This window comes from Tateyamaria sp. Alg231-49 (assembly GCF_900143535.1).
In the GTDB taxonomy this organism is placed as follows: Bacteria; Pseudomonadota; Alphaproteobacteria; order Rhodobacterales; family Rhodobacteraceae; genus Tateyamaria.
Map to the genome: position 1 here is coordinate 47,186 of NZ_FRFA01000014.1, position 17,106 is coordinate 64,291.

Here is a 17,106-nt window from a genome sequence, read left to right on the forward strand (position 1 = left end):
CGCCGGCAACGCTATACACAAGAACGCGTTTGTGCTGCTAAACTGACGTGGGGAGACGGAATATGAAGCGCTGGATAGTAAGAATCGCCTTAGGCTTGGCCGTGGTGGTGATGGCAGCAATGGCTGCTATATGGACTGTTCTCGCAATTCCATATTTCAGCCATTTTCGCACGACTTTGATTTCGCAATTGCTGTCGGACCAGGTTGGCCAGCCTGTCTTGGTGAATGGCGATGCACGCGTTTCTGTGGCGCGCGTCAGCCGCGTGCATGTGAGTGGCGTCCAAATCCCGAGTACGAACATTTCCGATCTCGACCTCGCAACGCTGAACTCTCTTGAGTTTGACATCAATCTTGTCTCGCTGCTCGACCGACGCATCGACCTGAACAATTTGTTCATAGATGGCCTGCGCGTCGATTTGTTGAAACAAGAAGACGGAACAACAAGCTATGAGGCCGTCAAAGAACGCGCGCCAGCAGAGCAATCCGACGACTCCGTCGAGACAGCCACGCCCGCGGAACAACCTGAGCAGGTTGAAGATAAAGACAATCCCAGTTTGCTGTCATTTCTCAGAACAAGGACCGTCGCATTAACAAACGTGCGCTTGATTATCGATGATGCCATTTCTGGCTTCGAGTACGATTTCGAGTTGGAAGAGTTGTCGCTCAATCAGTTGGAGGCCGCACTTGGCGTTACAGGTCGAGGCCAAGTGAATGGTCAGCCCTTCAAGTTGGACAGCTTATATCCGGATTCAGGGCCGTTTACGAACGCCGCCACATTCAGTTCAAGCACTCTGACTTTTGACGGTGATCCTACGCCGGTTGAAGACGGTGGGGGTTATACGGCCGAACTGGTTCTTGATGTCGGCAGCATGCAAGACCTGTTTGACGTGTTGAAACTGAAAGGTGGGATCGATGGCAACGCCCAACTTCGGTTCTCATTGAATCGGAGTGGCGACATCAGTGCCCTGTCCGATATCAATGCCACGGTGAATTTGGAGAAAGGGCAATTGATCTCGCTTACAGGCGATATTGAAAACCTTGCTGAGGCAGACGGCTTTGATCTTCAATTTGACGCGCGCCTTCACCCGGAAGGGCAGCCACCAGCCAATGCAGCCGACCTTGCGGATTTGAAGCTGACAAGAATTTCAACGCAGATCATAAGCGAGAAAGCCGCGCTGGAGTTGGAAAATTTGATACTGGCAACCAACGCATTTGAACAGGGTTTGGATGAAGTTGGCCCCGTATCCATTGGTCGAATCCGCCGTACAGAAGAAGGTACGCTGGCGCTTCAGGACATAAATTTGCAGGCGGGTCCATTGGACAAACCGTTCCTTGTCGCCAGCGGAAACATCAACAACATTTTGCAACTCAAAGCGCTCGATCTTGAGGGGAAAATTGATGCGCCAGCCACTTTGGTTCTGTCTACTCTTGGGGATGACGTCGCCGAAAAATTTGGCGGAATCCAAGCCGAGTTCCAAGTTGATGACGCAACGGGTGTACTCAGCCTGACCCAATTGAGCGCAAAGGCCGTGAACACCGATGTTTGGGCTCTTGAAGCCGAAATTGCTGTTGGGGACGTAACGACACTGAACGGATCAGTCGTGGATGTCGCCTTGGAGTTGCAAGATGGCGCCGAATTTCTGTCTGCGCTGAAACTCGAGCCAGTGGATACGGGTCCCTTGGGGCTCGACTTCTCGATCCGCGGCAAAGATGGCCGGTGGGCCGGGACTTTGGGGCTTGGTGCAGGACAGTCTGAACTGACCGGCACAATCGAAGCAGGAAAAGAAGACGGACGAGACAAAATCACCACGGAAATCATTAGTGAATTCATGGATATCTCTGACCTCAAGAATGCTTTGGCTGGGGTGGTCGAACTGTCCAAAATCGGACAGGAGACAGAGAGTGAAGGCGAGCCGTCAACGGATGTTGAATTGCAGCCGCTGGTTTTGCCTAAAACCGATGAAACTCCTTCGGAAACCAAAACCCCGAACGTTCGCGATGGCGTTGAATTGCAGCCACTCGTGATAGAAGACAGCGAAGAAGACAAGATTGTGGACGCCAACGAGTTTCTTCGCGAAACCGACATCTATGGCCTGATCGATTTCAAAGAAATCTCGGGCATCAAAGGCATCACGCGCGTTTCAAGCGACTTTGTGTCCGAAGGCGGAAAGGCACGGCTGGGTCCGTTGGAATTCAACTACGGTGGCGCGTACTTTAATTTTGAAGCCGCCATGGATGTAGTTGAAGCTCCGGACTTTGTGTCAGTCGCAGGCGCGACTTCTGGTTGGGATCTGGCGGATCTTCTGTCCGCCGCCGGGGTTGAATTTGACGCAAACGGTGCACTGAGCGGTCAATTTAGCGTGGGTGGGAACGTGACCTCAGTCGATGCCTTCGTAAATTCTATGACGGGGTCCGCGTCTATTGCGATGTCACAGGGAAAGGTCGCAACAAGCCTGCTCGAACTTGCAGGATTGGGCATTTTCCCTTGGTTGTTTTCGCGGGAGATCCAGCAAGGATACACCAATGTGGTGTGTGTAAATGCCCCGGTCAACATCGCTGCTGGTGCAGTGTCCTTTGACTCTATTGTAGCAGAAACTGAGAGCGTTCAGCTTGTTGCGCGCGGGTCGGTTGACTGGGTCGGCGATTCAATTCAGATCCGGGCAGAGCCACGCAAGGTCAATAGCCCACTCTCTCGTTCAGCGTGGCCGTTCGAAGTCAATGGAAAGCTGTCAGACCCACGCTTTAAACTGGATATCGGCGGCTCTCGGAGCCGTCGTGCAGATGGCGCCGATCAGATGCCTGCCAACAGGCAACCGTGCAAGCCTGACATTCTGCAATTGCAATAAGACTGCTATTCGCTCTCTGCGTCGGGTTCGGCTTCGCTCTCTGCCTCGGGTTCGGGGAGCGCATCCTGACACGCCAGAACACCACGAATAGCTTTGCTTGTTCCGGTCAGATCCAACTCGAACGCATTGCCTTGCGAGCCAATGATTTTGACGGTCTGGCTTCGTGCAAACTCCTGAATAAAGGCTGGATTATTGAAAAAGGCGTACCCGCCGTGCTTTCCGTTCTCAATCTTTCCAATTGCCTCGCCGCCAAAGCGGGCACTGCCAAAGTCAAACTCTACCGTGCCATCCTGACCTTCCTCGACATGGGTCCAGGCCTCGTTGTAGATCGCAAAATACCCACCATCCAACGTGGGTTCTGCACCAATCTGGACTTCGCTGCCGTCGTCCAACTCTCGAGACGCGAAACATTTACCCGTATCTTCGGTGTTGATCAGGATGGTCCAGTCGCCCGCAGTCTGCCAAACGTCCGCGGCCAAAGCTGCAACAGGCATAATGGAAAGAGTCAGAATGGCGATGCAACGCATAGCAACCTCATTGGTTTGATCAGCATTCCAAGTATACTCTGGCTTTGCCAACTAATGAACCCGTGTCGGCTTGGGCACGGCACCTGACCCAAGACTTGAGTGATGATCATAGCCCTGATCGGCCATTAGAGCGAGATCAGCGTGGGCATGCGCCACACTGTCCGTTCTCCCTCAAACAAGCAGGGTGAGTGCGCCAAGCCGCAGATGGTATACAGGTAAAACTAGTCGACCTGGACAACCAGAAAATGGGCGCCCTCGGCACTTAGCACATCAAAGGTGTGGGTCGAGACGTCGTCACGCAGGAGATGTATCACGCTTCCCAGGCCTTTTTCATGAACAGATCCATCGTTGGTCGAGATCCTGTACTCTCCGCTCAGGCACACAAACGTCTGTTCTCTATCCGCAAATCGAAACTCGGTGTGAAACCCTGCCGGCAAATGGATGAAGAAAGATCGCTTACAAGGTTCGATCTTGCTCATTTTCAGTCTCTCAGATCCCAGAACGTTGTCCGAGGATTGAAACTGTATTTCGTCTTCCCGCAGTTCCGCTTGACCGTCTTCTCCTGAGAATACTGTGAGTTTGGTCAACGTCATATCGGTCTCCGTCTATTTTCCTGCGATCGTGTAAGGTGGCCATTCGGGACGAACATTACTCATTTGTCGAAGCGAGAACCCCATCCCACTTTTCCTTGGGCACTTTGGGTTCGTCCGGGTCCGCAATGTAAGATGGTGTCATGATCTGCACGCCATTTTCATTGAACACGGTCACGATATTCCGGTGCAGGTCCGAATAAATTTGAGGAAGGCTTGATCCGCGCGTTGAGAAGGCGTTGATCTGGTAATTTATCGCATAATCAGCAAGCGCCGTCATAAGCACGAACGGCTTGGGCGAATGTTTGAGATACGTAGTGCGGGTGGCCGCCTCGATCAGCATTGCCTCAATTTTTTCCTGTGGTTCTTCATACCCGATGCCGACCGTCGTGTTGACCATCAGGCCACGCCCGTCGATGGTGCGAGAGTAGTTAACAACTTCGGAATTCAGAAGCTGCGCGTTTGGGATACTGATCATCTCATTCTTGATGGATTTGACCAAGGTTTCCATCAGCTTGATCTCAACGACATCGCCGACCTGATCGCCAACTTTGATGCGATCTCCGATGTTTGTGCTGCGCCGATAAACGACAAACAATCCGGCCATCATATTGCTGACAACAGTATTCGACCCGAGGGAAACGATGATACCAGCAAGGATTGTGAGGCCCTGAAACGCCCGTGAATCCGAACCCGGAATGTAGGGGTAAGCAAAGACAATCGCGATTGCGATAATAACGACACGCGCGATGTTGTAGGTGGGGTTCACCCAATGAGGTTCGAAATTTTTCCACTCAAAAATACCGGCCTCGACATTATCAAGGATGATCCGGACACCGCCGATGGCATAGCGTGTGATCAGCGCGATGATGGTCAGCATGAACAGACTGGGGATGTAGCCCATAAAGCCAAGGATGACACTTACCAGCGGTTCTGACACGTAATCCAGCAGGATCTGAGCAAGTGGCCGGGTCTCAGCAAACGACAAAAGCACGACGGACAGGTAATAGTAGACTGCAAACAGATAAAGGACCCAGAGAACGATATTGACTCCAAAGCCAACCAGCCGCGCGACTGCCTTGCCTTGAACAACCGATTTGGTCGCCTCTTCGACTTGTGTGAAGCGGCGTTCAGTCATCCGCTCGAAGGTTGCAATCAGCCGATGTCGTCGGCGAAAGAAAAGCAGGGTAACAATCAGAAAACCGACGGTCCATGCAACCGCACCAAGCGCACTTTCAACACGCGCCTCTTCTGATCGCCCTTCCCAGTAACTCCGAACTGCCGCCTCGATAGCCTCAGACTGTAACTGGGCAAGAACAGCCACATCAAACTGTTCGAACTCTGCATCAGCCTCGGTCACGACAGTAATCATTTTGCCGTTCGCATAGACACCCGTGCCCAACTCCATTTTACGCACTTCGAAACGAAGGGGCGCGGATTCAGAAAGCTCTGTCAGAGAATAAATGCGCTCTTCAACAGCGTCAGCACGTTCGCTGGCGGGCAATACAGTGCTGCCTCGCACATAAAAAAGCGTTTCACCTTCGATATCGACAGGGGCCACGAAAACGTCGCTTTCTTCGCCCTGATTTTCAATGGTGGCGTGACTTGGGTCTTCGGTATCTTGGGCCGCCACAGGCCCCGACACAAAGCCAGTAACTGCAAAGAGTATTGCGAACAGATAGGCTAACGGTCTCACAAGGAGCCCTCACGATAAGGGCATTTCGCGCCAACCAAAGGTTGGATTAATTGTACCAAAGCCATGTGACCTCTGTTGTTGAATAATGGTCTTACATGAACCATCACCGATTTTGGCAAAATTGCAAAGACCGCTGTTATTTAACAAGAGTTCAAAAGAGGCATGGGCATGTTGATGAACGATAAACCTGCCCCTAAAGCCGTCGGCTTTTTGGCGGGGTTTATGCTGCGTAGTTCCTCATGCACTTTGCTCCCTGAGCCTTCGGTATCCAGATGCGCCTAACTGCAAACGAACAGCGCCACGTTCGTTTCATTGAGAACATCAAGCCCACACTGGGCAATCCTTATGTGAAAGCCAAATTGGACTTGCCAAACGGCACGAGGACCCGATGATGAACCGTATAGACCCAACATATTCCTAGTGCGAACGGACAGTGCTGTGACTGCTCTTTTACAGATCGAAGAACTCAAAACGCGCATGGGGCGCTCTATCATCGGCCAAAAGGACGTGGTCGAGAGGCTGGTGATTGGCCTTCTGGCCAATGGCAACCTGCTGATCGAGGGGCTTCCCGGTCTTGCAAAGACCCGGGCCGTCAAGGCAATGGCCAAGAATATGGATGCAGAGTTCAGCCGTATTCAGTTCACACCAGACCTTTTGCCGTCAGATGTCACCGGCACAGAAGTCTACCATCAGGGACCTGAAGGCGCTGAGTTCAAATTTGATCCCGGTCCAATCTTTGCCAACATCGTGCTGGCGGACGAGATCAACCGCGCGCCTGCAAAGGTGCAGGCCGCCTTGCTGGAAGCAATGGAAGAGCGCCAGGTCACCGTGGCCGGAACCACCCACATCATGCCGCCCCTGTTTATCGTGATGGCAACCCAAAACCCGATTGAGCAGGAGGGAACCTATCCGCTGCCTGAAGCGCAGATGGACAGGTTCCTGATGCATGTCCGTGTCGACTACCCCCCTGTTGAGGATGAAGTTGAGGTAATCCGTCTGGTGCGCGGCGAAGAGGCTGCAAAGCAAAAAGAAGACGCAGGCGAAGCCAAAGAAAAGTCAGAAAAGCCTCCCGCAATTCCACAAAGCGCAGTCTTCGAGGCCCGTGCAGAGATTTCTAAGATACATGTGTCAGATCCGATGGAGAGATACATAGCCGATCTGGTTTATGGCACACGGACTCCCGCAGCCCTTTCCGAAGACCTTGCCCGTTGGATAGAGATCGGCGCCAGCCCGCGCGCCTCGCTTGCCTTTGACAAGTGCAGCAGGGCGCACGCATGGCTTGCCGGGCGCGACTATGTCGACCCGCAGGATGTGCGGGCCGTCGCACATGACGTTCTGCGTCACCGCCTTACTCTGTCATACGAAGCGCAGGGAGACGGTGTATCAGCTGATGATGTGACAGACGCGATCCTGTCGAAAGTGGCCTTGCCTTAGGACTTTCCATGCTTGGCAAACGCGACCCTCGCATACACGTCGATCTCGCGCATCTGCGCGGGCTGAAAGGGCGCGCGCGCGCGATTTCATTCCGGCCGCGCCAACCCTCACACAGTATTCTCAACGGCCAACATGCCTCCAAAATAAAGGGCAGAGGCCTGAATTTCGAAGAGTTGCGCCACTACGCCATAGGCGATGACGTGCGCACCATTGACTGGAAAGTCACTGCGCGGACCGGGGCACCTTATGTGCGTGTCTATACCGAAGAGCGCGACCGCCCAGTCATGCTGGTCGTGGACCAGCGGATGTCGATGTACTTTGGCAGTGCGCTGAACATGAAGTCCGTAACCGCGGCAGAGGCTGCTGCGCTGGCGGCGTTTCGCGTGCGCGACAAGGGCGACCGGGTCGGCGGCATCATATTTGACGACCACGGATGGCAAGAAGTGCGACCGCAATCCTCGGCGCGGTCGCTGAACAGGTTCCTCGACCGTCTGGCCGAGGCGAATTGCAGCCTGAATGCAAATGCACCCTTGGTTGACTCGACCCCCCTCAGCAAGCCGCTTAGCGCAGCGGCGCGTATTGTGAAGTCTGGCGCACTCGTCATCGTCTTTAGCGACTTCGATGGCTGGGATGAAGAAACAGAGAAGAACCTGCGCACGATTGCTCAGCACAATGAATTGATCCTGTTCAGTGTACTTGACCCAACATCAGAACAACTGCCACCCGATTTGGATATCGTAGTGTCGGACGGTACCTTGCAGGCTCAGGTCAACATCGGCGACGAAACGGTGCGACGAAAGCTGGCTGACTTCAGCACTGGCCGCTTGGCATCATTACTCCGGTTCTCTGCCAAATACGCCGTACCTGTGGTCCCATTGACAACTGCACAGGAAACGCTGCCGCAATTGTTGCGACTACTTGGCGGACAGGTCGCAGGGGGTGGCGCAAAGAGATGAGCGATGACCTCCAAAAACTCAATCTGGTTGAGCTTTACGACCTGCTCGTTCTGCCAGAAGCACCCGCGCCAGTGTCGATGTGGCCGCAAACTGTAGGTTGGATCTGGCTCGGTTTGGCGGTTCTCTTTCTAATTGGCCTCGGGTTCTGGAAGCTGTTGGCATGGCGACGCGCAACTCAATACCGCCGAGACGCTCTGGCTGAATTGCGCACGGCCGGTGATGATCCGGTCGCGATTTCCAGCATATTACGACGCACGGCGTTGGCAGCCTTCGCACGGGACACTGTCGCTGGACTGCAAGGGTCCGAATGGCTTGAATTCCTCGATCGTACGTCTGATGCAAAAAACTTTGCCCGTTCTGACGCGGGTCGTGTTCTGGCAACAGCGCCCTTCTCCCCTCAGCCTCCCCACAAGGACCTTCCGGCAATGGCCGAAGCCTGGATCAAAATGCACCGTCGACCGGAACAGGCGTCCTAATGCTGTCTTTTGCTGCGCCTTTTGCTTTTCTGATCTTGCCCCTGCCTTTGCTGGTGTGGTGGTACGCCCCCGCGCACCGCGAAACCGCACAGGCGCTGCGGGTACCCTTTTTTCAAAGCATCGCTGCCGCTGCCGGCCAAACTCCATCCCAAGGGTCGCTGGTCCGCAAAAGGGGCAGAGCGCAGATGACTGTTGCGGTGTTGTGTTGGATTTTAGCCGTCGTAGGCGTTGCGCGCCCGCAAGTTCTTGGCGAGCCGATTGTGATCGAAAAAGCTGCCCGTGATCTCGTTCTGGCCGTCGACATTTCGGGATCGATGGATGCCCGCGATATGAGTGACGCTGACGGCAATCCCCTGCAAAGGCTTGCGGCAGTCAAAGAGGTGATCAACGACTTTATCGTTGAACGTGACGGCGACCGTGTCGCGCTGATCGTTTTCGGTTCCAACGCATATCTGCAAACACCATTCACCGAAGATCTGGAGAGTGCCGCGGAGCTTATGGAGCAGACCCAAGTGGGCATGGCCGGGCCGCATACTGCGATGGGAGATGCCATTGGCCTCGCGCTGCGCACGTTTGAGGCCTCTGAGATCGAACAAAAGCTTCTCATTTTGCTGAGCGATGGCGCGGATACCAACAGTCAGATGAGTCCGCTCAACGCCACGGAAATCGCGGCAAATGCCGGGGTCAAAATCTTCACCATCGGTGTCGGAGACCCTGACGGAAGTGGCGATGATCGCGTCGATCTCGATACGCTGGAGGCGATTGCCAATCGGGCAGATGGGGCATTTTATGTGGCCGATGATGCCCAGGGTCTTGCAGATATCTATGCAGAAATTGATCGGCTGAATCCCAGAGTAGTGGACACGACAACGTTTCAACCAAGACAGGAGTTTGGCCACCTTGCCTTTACCGCCGCAGCGCTTTTGGGCATCGCCATGATGCTTGGCCTGATGCTGTCTTCAGTAAGGGAGGCACGGCGTGGCTGACCTGATTGGCGTGTTCCATTTTCTGCGCCCAGGGTGGTTACTCGCACTGGTGCCACTGGCTCTGATCTGGTGGGCCATACGATGGCAGAAAACACGTGATGACCCGCTGCCCGAAGGGATCGCTCCGCATCTCGCCCGTGCACTGACCGTTGGATTGAACGAGGGGCGCCGGGTCTATCCAATCGATGGCGTTGCCCTGACTCTTGGGCTGTTGGTCGTGGCGGCCGCCGGGCCAACATGGAGCCGAGTGGCCAATCCGCTGCTTGCACAAACCGCGCCCTTGGCTGTGGTTCTCAAGGTCACGCCGTCAATGGAAAACGTCGATGTGCAGCCAACGCGATTGAAACGTGCCTCTTTCAAGATCCTTGATCTGATCGAACGACGCGCAGGCGCCAAGACCGCCTTGATCGCATATGCCGGTTCTGCCCATCGGGTCACGCCCCTAACCGAAGACCCCAATATCCTGAAATCATACCTGTCCGGTCTCGCCCCGGATATGATGCCGGAAGAAGGCGACCGTGCTGATCAGGGGCTGGAACTGGCACAGGCAGAACTGGAAGGATCCGAGACACCGGGAGCAATCCTCTTCGTTCTGGACGATCTTAGCCTGGGCAATGTCGACGCGTTCAATGTGTCCGCTTCGGACCGGCCACCAGTGATCTTTTTCGTCGTCGCGGGCGCAGGGGTCGAGTTGCCCCAGCTCGACCGGATCGAAAACAGTTCCGTTGTAACCATCAGTGCCGATGACGCCGATCTTAACCGGATCGAGAGAGCCGTGTTGTCCGCCTATCGGGAGGCCCTTCTGGAGGACGATCGACAAGATTGGGAAGACAAAGGATGGCTCCTTGCCTGGCCCGCTCTCTTGTTGTTCCTGCCTTGGTTCAGGCGCGGTTGGACAATGCGGTGGGCGCTGGTGGGCTTGTTTCTGGGCACGGTCAGCACGCCTGTGCAAGCTGAAGGCTGGCGAGACTGGTTCCTGACCCCTGATCAGCAGGGTCAGATCCATATGAACAACAAGGATTTCAGCGGCGCAGCCGATCTGTTTGAGGATCCTGAACAACGTGCCTTCGCCCTTTTGCGCGCCGGACGCTACGAAGAGGCCGCTGAAGCCTTCGGATTTATCGAAACAGTTGCTGGCGCCAATGGTGAGGGCGTGGCCTTGCTGCGCAACCGCAACTACCACGATGGGATTCGAGCATTCGAAAAGGCTGTGGAACGGGACCCGAACGACGCTACTTCGGCGGCCAATCTGGAAGTGGCACGCGCGATTGTCGCATATGTTGAAAATGCCCAGCTGTCATCAGATACAGGTGAAGAAGCGGGTATCGGTGCTGATGACACCGTATTCGACAACGAAAGCGGTCAGGGCGAAGAGACCGAGATCGAACGAGAAGAAACGGATGTCCCGGCACAGGGTCTGAGTACCGAAGACTGGATGCGGGCCGTCGATACGCAGGTGGGCGATTTTCTCGCGACCCGTTTTCTGCTTGAAAACGCGCAGAGGTCCGAATGATGCGCCCGTGGTCAGCAATCATCGGTCTGTGCATCTGCTGTTTGGCCAGCGTTGCAAACGCACAGGATCCCAAGATCGACATAACCTCAGAACAGGACGAAGTGACCGTCGGCCAGCCATACATGTTGCGGGTCAAAGTTCTGGTGCCGTCATTTATGCCAAAACCGCCGGTATTCCCCACGTTCGAAGTGCCGGGGTTAATCGTGCGTCTTCCGGAACGCTCCACCTCGCCTGTCAGCGAACGGATCGAGGGAGACACATGGGCAGGCGTTCAGCGGACATATCGGATTTATCCGATGCAAGCGGGCGTCACCGAGATCCCGGAACAGCAGCTGTCCATCGTTTACAAAGACACACAAACCAATGAGGACGTGCCGCTTTCTGTCGCGGTCCCCGCCACGACGATCACGGCAACTGTCCCGGAGGGTGCGAGTGCTCTTGATCCACTGATACTCGCAAACGGGGTGAACATAGAACAGACGTGGCAGGGCGGCGAAGAAGAGCTTTCCGTTGGGGACGCGGTCGTTCGCAGTCTGGAAATCTCTATTTCGGGCACCAGCGCGCTCTTCATACCGCCTTTGCTGGAAAGCGCCTCTTCAGAGGAACCGCCGGCGTCATCGGCCGAGGACGAAGAGACAGAGACAGAGACAGAATCTGCTGCCACTTTTGCACCATATCCGGAAGATGCGGTTGTAACTGAGAGCATGGAGCGCGGTGTCATGTCCGGCGCGCGCACCGAGACTGTAAGCTACATCGCGCAAAGCGGTGGCACCGCAGTTTTCCCAGATATCACACTTCAATGGTACAATCTGGAGTCCGACGAGATTGAGGAAATCACCCTGCCCGGCCTCACGGTCACTGTCGCGCAACCTCCGCAGGAAAGAACACCCATTGACCGCCAAACTGTTATTCTGTGGGTATTGATATTCGTTCTGACTGTCGTGGTGGTCTGGGTCGCTTACCGCTTTGTCTATCCGTTTGCGCGGCCTCGTTTGCAGCGTTTGCAGGAACGCTATGACGCATCGGCCTTTGCCGCCCATCGTTTGGCAGAAAAGAAAGCCGCGGCGCAGGATCTCAATGGATTGTTTGTCGCACTAAAACAACGATCGGCACGTGGAATAGCACCGGGTGAGGATCTTGAAGCCGCCATCACTGCACTTGGGCGCGCGAAATACCGAGATGGTGCGGAGCAGGGTGCGTCCTCGCAACAGTGGCAGATCATCCGAAGTAAATTGCGCAAAGAGCGTCGTACACTGATTTTTCGGCATCACACCAGCACTGCAACAAAGTTGCCGCCCCTCAACCCTTTCATATGACGTGATTGCGAACGCACCGAGTTGAAACGCCAAGTTTTTGAGGTTGTTCCTGACGCAGCAGCGATTACGCTGGGACGCACACGCGACTCCGTGTGGTTATTGAGGTTCCCGGTGCCATGACTCCCAAATTTCGCAGGCTTGCGCGCACTGCCATCTTTCTGCTCGGCATGGCGACTCCTGTTGCCGCACAAACGAATTCGGTTCCAGACTATGTCGGTTCAGCAGCCTGTGCGGATTGCCACCGCGATGCGACGGAGGCGTGGGAGGGTTCGCACCACGCCAAGGCATGGACCGAAACCGATGCTGCAAACATTCTGGGTGATTTCAACAACACCACGTTCACTCAGAATGGTATCATGTCCCGGTTTTACCGCGACGGCGACGCCTACATGATCGAAACGGACGGGCCAGACGGGCGTATCACACGCTACCCGGTGCACAGCGTCGTCGGCGTAGAGCCGCTCCAGCAATATCTTCTGGAAACTGAAAAGGGCAGATTGCAGTCCTTTGATGTAGTCTGGGACACTGAGGAAAAGCGCTGGTATCACCTTTATCCTGATCAGGAACTTTATGGGGGCGACGGCCTGCACTGGACAGGTCCATACAAGAACTGGAACGGCCGCTGCGCCGAATGCCATGCCACGGACTTCAGCAAAAACTACTCGCCCGACACACTCAGTTACGCCAGTACCCAAGCCGAAATTGGCGTCGGATGTGAAGCCTGCCATGGTCCAGGCGAAGCGCATCTCGCATGGGCTGAAGGGCTGGAAACGACGCAAGAACCGTGGACCGGGCTCACCGAGACAGGGCTTACGATCAACATGTCACAAGGCGGCGAAGTCTTGGTGCAGCAATGCGCAAGCTGCCACGCACGCCGCGAACCTTTCGCGGACGGCAACCCGCTGCCCGGTACGGGGTTCCATGATGCCTACCGGCTTAGCACCCTGCGTGAGGGTACATACCACGCGGACGGTCAGATCCTCGAAGAGGTCTATGTCTATGGCTCATTTCTACAGTCCAAAATGTATGCCAAGGGCGTGACTTGCAGCAATTGCCACGAACCACACTCTGCCGAACTACGCGTCGAGGGGAATGGTTTGTGCACGCAATGCCATTCTGAGGCCGGCAACACAGACTTCCCGACACTCGCGCTCAAGTCCTATGATGACCCATCGCATCATTTTCACCCCACCGGCAGCGAAGGCGCACAGTGCAAAAACTGCCATATGATCGAGCGGGACTACATGGTGGTGGACGGCCGACGTGACCACTCATTCCGCATTCCGCGCCCCGATCTTAGCATCGAGACACGCAGCCCAAATGCCTGCACCGATTGTCATAGTGATCAGACAGCCGCGTGGGCAGCCGAAGCAGTCGCGAAATGGTATCCCGACAGTGCAAACCGAGGGCCACATTATGGCCAGACACTTGCCGCCGGTCGACGGGACGTGACGGGAAGCGCTGATGAACTTGCCGCGCTTGCCGAGTATGCCGCATTGCCTGGGATCGCACGGGCCACGGCGCTTGAAATGCTGAGCCGGGTAGCAACCCCCACGCTTGCCGCCCGATTGGCGCCCATGTTGGAGGACCCTGACCCGATGGTGCGCGCCGCCGCCGTCGGTTTGCAGCGGGGTGCACCGGAAGCAGAGCGGGCAGCCGTGCTCAGTACCATGCTGGGTGATCCGGCAAAAACTGTGCGCATTGCTGCCGCGCGTGAATTCCTCGGCCTACGGGCGATACAACTGCCCGGAGTCATCTCACAGGCATTGAGTGCTGCGATGCAAGACTGGCAAGGGTCGCTCTTGGCCAAGACCGATTTTCCCGAAACGCAACTGGTGATGGCAGGTATTGGTCTGACCACGCGCCGTATGGATGCCGCACTGCGTGCCTTTGGAGAGGCTGTGTCACTCGACCCGCAGCTTGAGCAAGGGTGGGTTATGATAATCCGAATCCACGACGCTTTGGGAAACCGCGACGCTGCACAGGAGGCAGCAAATCGAGCCATCGAGGCCAATCCTGACAGCATCCAACTGTCTCTGCTTCGGGCGGAACTTCAATTGTAAGCGGCTGAACGCAAATCGCTCCCGCTTTTGCGGGAGCGTTTTGATTAGACCTTCAGATATGCAGACAATTTGTACGTGCCTGCAGTATTGTCCAACACTCAGAAGTCGTACCGTACGCCAAATACCGGACCTGATTGAGAAAGCTTAAACCGGTCATCGGAAGAGCCGTTCTTGAGGTCGAGGTAGCGATAGGCGCCAACGAGACTCCACTGGTCATTGATAGCATAGCGGGCGCTGATAAGTACCTGCCAGGACTCGCTGTCGCTTCGAAATCCGCCGTAATCCAATAGCCCCACAGCGGTCCAACGATCGGAAATTTCATAGGCAAAACGCGCTGCAATCACAGGGTCAACCCAGTTTTTATTGAAGCTCGCTGACCGCCCGGCGGCTGCGCCCGGCAACAGGGTCATCGTTGCGTCTGCATCAAACGCGCGCGCTCCGCCGCCGACGTCTATGGTCAAACCATCTGCGGAGTGAACGTTGTACAATCCGTAGAGGTTCAGAACCTGTAGTTTGACATCTGCCTCGATCCCGCTCGAGGCAGTTCCGGGCGTGGGCTCAGAAAAAGCAAGATCGGTATACGCTAAGTCGCCGATTAAGCTCCACGGGCCTTTCCGGGTCTCAATTGCACCCATGAACGCGAAATCGAGGTTCTCAAGAGCTTCGCTGAAGGGCAGCGTGGATTCGATTACACCGGCAGGGGTTGTGATCGACGTATCGGTTTCCGCCGCCCACAGATAAAAGGTAAAGGACGTGTCCCACGAACTATCCTGCGCGGTTGCAGGAACCGCGACTGTCATCATTGCTGCCGTGAGGCACCCGGTCAAAGTGGCGGTTTTCATCATTTGTCCTTTATTTCAGTCTTTCATTTGTCGAAGCTTATCCGCTCATTGCCTACCATTGTCACATCAATGCCTGCCGCTATGCAAGGGTAGCCGTTCGACTTGAGCCTAGGGTGAGTGCACCGGCAAAACCCAATTCGACCGCCTACCAAACCGCGGACGATCTATCAAAAAACGGGAATAAGCTGTGGCATGGACTCAGTTGTGACGCTAACGTGATTCATAGCCAACAAAAAAAGTTAGAACCAAGAAGGAGAGAGAATCTTGTCATTCAAAAACATACTGCGGCTGAAAGCTGTGGCGGTCACAACGCTTGTGGCGTTGTCGGGCGCGGCAGTGGCTCAGGACGCGGAAAAGCCTAATATTCTGGTGATATGGGGTGACGATGTCGGCCAATCCAACATCAGCGCCTATACCATGGGTCTGATGGGCTATCGCACGCCAAACATCGACCGCATTGCTAACGAAGGCATGATCTTCACAGATTACTATGGCGAGCAGTCGTGTACGGCTGGCCGGTCATCTTACATTATGGGCCAATCCGTGTTCCGCACGGGTCTGTCAAAAGTTGGTATGCCTGGCGCACCCGAAGGCATGCAGATAGAAGACCCGACAATCGCGGGCCTTCTGAAACCACATGGCTATGCGACTGGTCAGTTTGGCAAGAACCACCTTGGCGACCGCGACGCCATGCTGCCAACCAATCACGGCTTCGACGAATTCTTTGGTAACCTGTACCATCTGAACGCCGAAGAAGAGCCCGAAAACGAAGACTATCCGCAGAACCCAGAGTTCCGCGAACGTTTTGGCCCGCGCGGCGTGATCAAATCCTCTGCAGATGGCACTATTGAAGACACCGGCCCGCTGACCAAAAAGCGGATGGAAACTGTAGACGACGAAACAGTCGCAGCAGCGATCGATTTCATCAAACGCCAAGAAGCAGCTGACGTGCCTTGGTTTGTCTGGTGGTCCGGCACACGAATGCACTTCCGCACACATGTCAAAGACGAGATGCGCGTCAGGGCAGACGAGATCGCTGGCAAGCACCTGGACGAATACCAGGCTGGCATGGTCGAACATGACTTGCATATCGGACAGTTCCTGGACCTGCTGGACGAACTGGGAATCGCCGACAATACCATCGTGCATTATTCGACGGACAATGGCCCGCATATGAACAGCTGGCCGGATGCTGCGATGACACCATTCCGGGGTGAAAAGAACACCAACTGGGAAGGTGGCTGGCGTGTGCCATCGATGGTTCGTTGGCCTGGCCAGATCGAAGCCGGTGCTGTTAGCAATGAGATCATGCACCATATGGACTGGTTGCCAACCTATGTTGCGGTTGCTGGAAACCCGGACATCAAAGAGCAACTGCTTGAAGGTGTATCCGTTGCCGAAGTTGGTGGCGGTCGTGACTACAAGGTGCACCTCGATGGCTACAACTTCCTGCCCTACCTGACGGGTGAAGCTGACGAAGGCCCACGTCACGAGATTCTCTACTTCTCGGATGACGGGGATCTGACGGCGCTGCGCTATGACGACTGGAAAGCGATCTTCCTTGAGCACCGCTATCCGCAGACGTTGCGTGCCTGGGCTGAGCCTTGGACCGAACTGCGCATTCCGTTGCTGTTCAACCTGCGCCGCGACCCTTACGAGCGCGCCAATATCACGTCCAACACCTATTGGGACTGGTATCTTGACCGAGTCTATCTGCTGCTGCCTGCGGCGGATTATGTCGGCAAATTCCTGGCGACGTTCGAAGATTTCCCGCCACGTCAAAAGCCGGGCAGTTTCACCATTGGTGATGCTTCGGCAAAAATCCTGGAAGCAACTGGCTCCAAGTAGGCGTTCATAGCGA

General features: G+C 55.2%; 13 protein-coding genes. 9 read left to right on the top strand and 4 right to left on the bottom strand.

All coding sequences use genetic code 11. The features are described from left to right. Nucleotides 1-62: 62 nt before the first annotated feature. Nucleotides 63-2,846, top strand: a complete 2,784-nt coding sequence (locus tag DHN60_RS17525) for an AsmA family protein (protein WP_108838621.1) — start codon at nucleotides 63-65, stop codon at nucleotides 2,844-2,846. 5 nt (nucleotides 2,847-2,851) lie between these two features. On the opposite strand, the gene DHN60_RS17530 is transcribed toward DHN60_RS17525, so the two are convergent. The 3 genes from DHN60_RS17530 to DHN60_RS17540 all read right to left on the bottom strand — a co-directional run bounded on the left by DHN60_RS17530 (nucleotide 2,852) and on the right by DHN60_RS17540 (nucleotide 5,659). Continuing rightward, a complete protein-coding gene (locus DHN60_RS17530; RefSeq protein ID WP_108838622.1) occupies nucleotides 2,852-3,373 on the bottom strand; it encodes a hypothetical protein in 522 nt (173 codons plus the stop codon). 221 nt (nucleotides 3,374-3,594) lie between these two features. Beyond that, nucleotides 3,595-3,966 carry a hypothetical protein gene (locus DHN60_RS17535; RefSeq protein WP_108838623.1) on the bottom strand — a complete coding sequence of 124 codons (372 nt, stop codon included), beginning with the start codon at nucleotides 3,964-3,966 and terminating at the stop codon, nucleotides 3,595-3,597. Nucleotides 3,967-4,021: 55 nt separating this feature from the next. Continuing rightward, nucleotides 4,022-5,659 carry a mechanosensitive ion channel family protein gene (locus DHN60_RS17540; RefSeq protein WP_234423691.1) on the bottom strand — a complete coding sequence of 546 codons (1,638 nt, stop codon included), beginning with the start codon at nucleotides 5,657-5,659 and terminating at the stop codon, nucleotides 4,022-4,024. Nucleotides 5,660-6,097: 438 nt separating this feature from the next. On the opposite strand from DHN60_RS17540, the gene DHN60_RS17545 reads away from it, so the two are divergent. The 7 genes from DHN60_RS17545 to DHN60_RS17575 all read left to right on the top strand — a co-directional run bounded on the left by DHN60_RS17545 (nucleotide 6,098) and on the right by DHN60_RS17575 (nucleotide 14,403). Then, the gene (locus DHN60_RS17545; protein WP_108838624.1) at nucleotides 6,098-7,093 is read left to right on the top strand and encodes a MoxR family ATPase; all 996 of its coding nucleotides are present in this window, start codon (nucleotides 6,098-6,100) and stop codon (nucleotides 7,091-7,093) included. Between the two features lie 8 nt (nucleotides 7,094-7,101). Continuing rightward, on the top strand, nucleotides 7,102-8,049 hold the full coding sequence (locus tag DHN60_RS17550) for a DUF58 domain-containing protein (protein WP_108838625.1): 948 nt from the start codon (nucleotides 7,102-7,104) through the stop codon (nucleotides 8,047-8,049). After that, nucleotides 8,046-8,525 carry a DUF4381 domain-containing protein gene (locus tag DHN60_RS17555; RefSeq protein WP_108838626.1) on the top strand — a complete coding sequence of 160 codons (480 nt, stop codon included), beginning with the start codon at nucleotides 8,046-8,048 and terminating at the stop codon, nucleotides 8,523-8,525. Before DHN60_RS17550 ends, DHN60_RS17555 begins: the two co-directional genes overlap by 4 nt. After that, the gene (locus DHN60_RS17560) at nucleotides 8,525-9,511 is read left to right on the top strand and encodes a VWA domain-containing protein (RefSeq protein WP_108838627.1); all 987 of its coding nucleotides are present in this window, start codon (nucleotides 8,525-8,527) and stop codon (nucleotides 9,509-9,511) included. The genes DHN60_RS17555 and DHN60_RS17560 overlap by 1 nt, the downstream gene beginning before the upstream one ends. After that, complete coding sequence (locus DHN60_RS17565; protein WP_108838628.1) at nucleotides 9,504-11,024, top strand: VWA domain-containing protein; 1,521 nt, start codon at nucleotides 9,504-9,506, stop codon at nucleotides 11,022-11,024. Before DHN60_RS17560 ends, DHN60_RS17565 begins: the two co-directional genes overlap by 8 nt. Then, nucleotides 11,021-12,340, top strand: coding sequence for a BatD family protein (locus DHN60_RS17570; RefSeq protein WP_108838629.1), 1,320 nt, complete (start codon nucleotides 11,021-11,023; stop codon nucleotides 12,338-12,340). Before DHN60_RS17565 ends, DHN60_RS17570 begins: the two co-directional genes overlap by 4 nt. Before the next feature lie 116 nt (nucleotides 12,341-12,456). After that, complete coding sequence (locus DHN60_RS17575; RefSeq protein ID WP_234423692.1) at nucleotides 12,457-14,403, top strand: multiheme c-type cytochrome; 1,947 nt, start codon at nucleotides 12,457-12,459, stop codon at nucleotides 14,401-14,403. A gap of 98 nt (nucleotides 14,404-14,501) precedes the next feature. Here DHN60_RS17575 and DHN60_RS17580 read toward each other — a convergent pair whose 3' ends face one another. Beyond that, nucleotides 14,502-15,248, bottom strand: a complete 747-nt coding sequence (locus tag DHN60_RS17580) for an outer membrane protein (protein WP_108838630.1) — start codon at nucleotides 15,246-15,248, stop codon at nucleotides 14,502-14,504. Between the two features lie 312 nt (nucleotides 15,249-15,560). On the opposite strand from DHN60_RS17580, the gene DHN60_RS17585 reads away from it, so the two are divergent. Beyond that, nucleotides 15,561-17,093, top strand: a complete 1,533-nt coding sequence (locus DHN60_RS17585) for an arylsulfatase (RefSeq protein ID WP_108838648.1) — start codon at nucleotides 15,561-15,563, stop codon at nucleotides 17,091-17,093. Nucleotides 17,094-17,106: the final 13 nt, after the last annotated feature.

What these genes read in the sequence shown, in the direction of transcription:
- DHN60_RS17570 (WP_108838629.1), top strand. Translation starts at nt 11,021, where the DNA reads ATGATGCGCCCGTGGTCAGCAATCATCGGTCTGTGCATCTGCTGTTTG.
- DHN60_RS17530 (WP_108838622.1), bottom strand. Translation starts at nt 3,373, where the DNA reads ATGCGTTGCATCGCCATTCTGACTCTTTCCATTATGCCTGTTGCAGCT.
- DHN60_RS17575 (WP_234423692.1), top strand. Translation starts at nt 12,457, where the DNA reads ATGACTCCCAAATTTCGCAGGCTTGCGCGCACTGCCATCTTTCTGCTC.
- DHN60_RS17560 (WP_108838627.1), top strand. Translation starts at nt 8,525, where the DNA reads ATGCTGTCTTTTGCTGCGCCTTTTGCTTTTCTGATCTTGCCCCTGCCT.
- DHN60_RS17550 (WP_108838625.1), top strand. Translation starts at nt 7,102, where the DNA reads ATGCTTGGCAAACGCGACCCTCGCATACACGTCGATCTCGCGCATCTG.
- DHN60_RS17555 (WP_108838626.1), top strand. Translation starts at nt 8,046, where the DNA reads ATGAGCGATGACCTCCAAAAACTCAATCTGGTTGAGCTTTACGACCTG.
- DHN60_RS17580 (WP_108838630.1), bottom strand. Translation starts at nt 15,248, where the DNA reads ATGATGAAAACCGCCACTTTGACCGGGTGCCTCACGGCAGCAATGATG.
- DHN60_RS17535 (WP_108838623.1), bottom strand. Translation starts at nt 3,966, where the DNA reads ATGACGTTGACCAAACTCACAGTATTCTCAGGAGAAGACGGTCAAGCG.
- DHN60_RS17525 (WP_108838621.1), top strand. Translation starts at nt 63, where the DNA reads ATGAAGCGCTGGATAGTAAGAATCGCCTTAGGCTTGGCCGTGGTGGTG.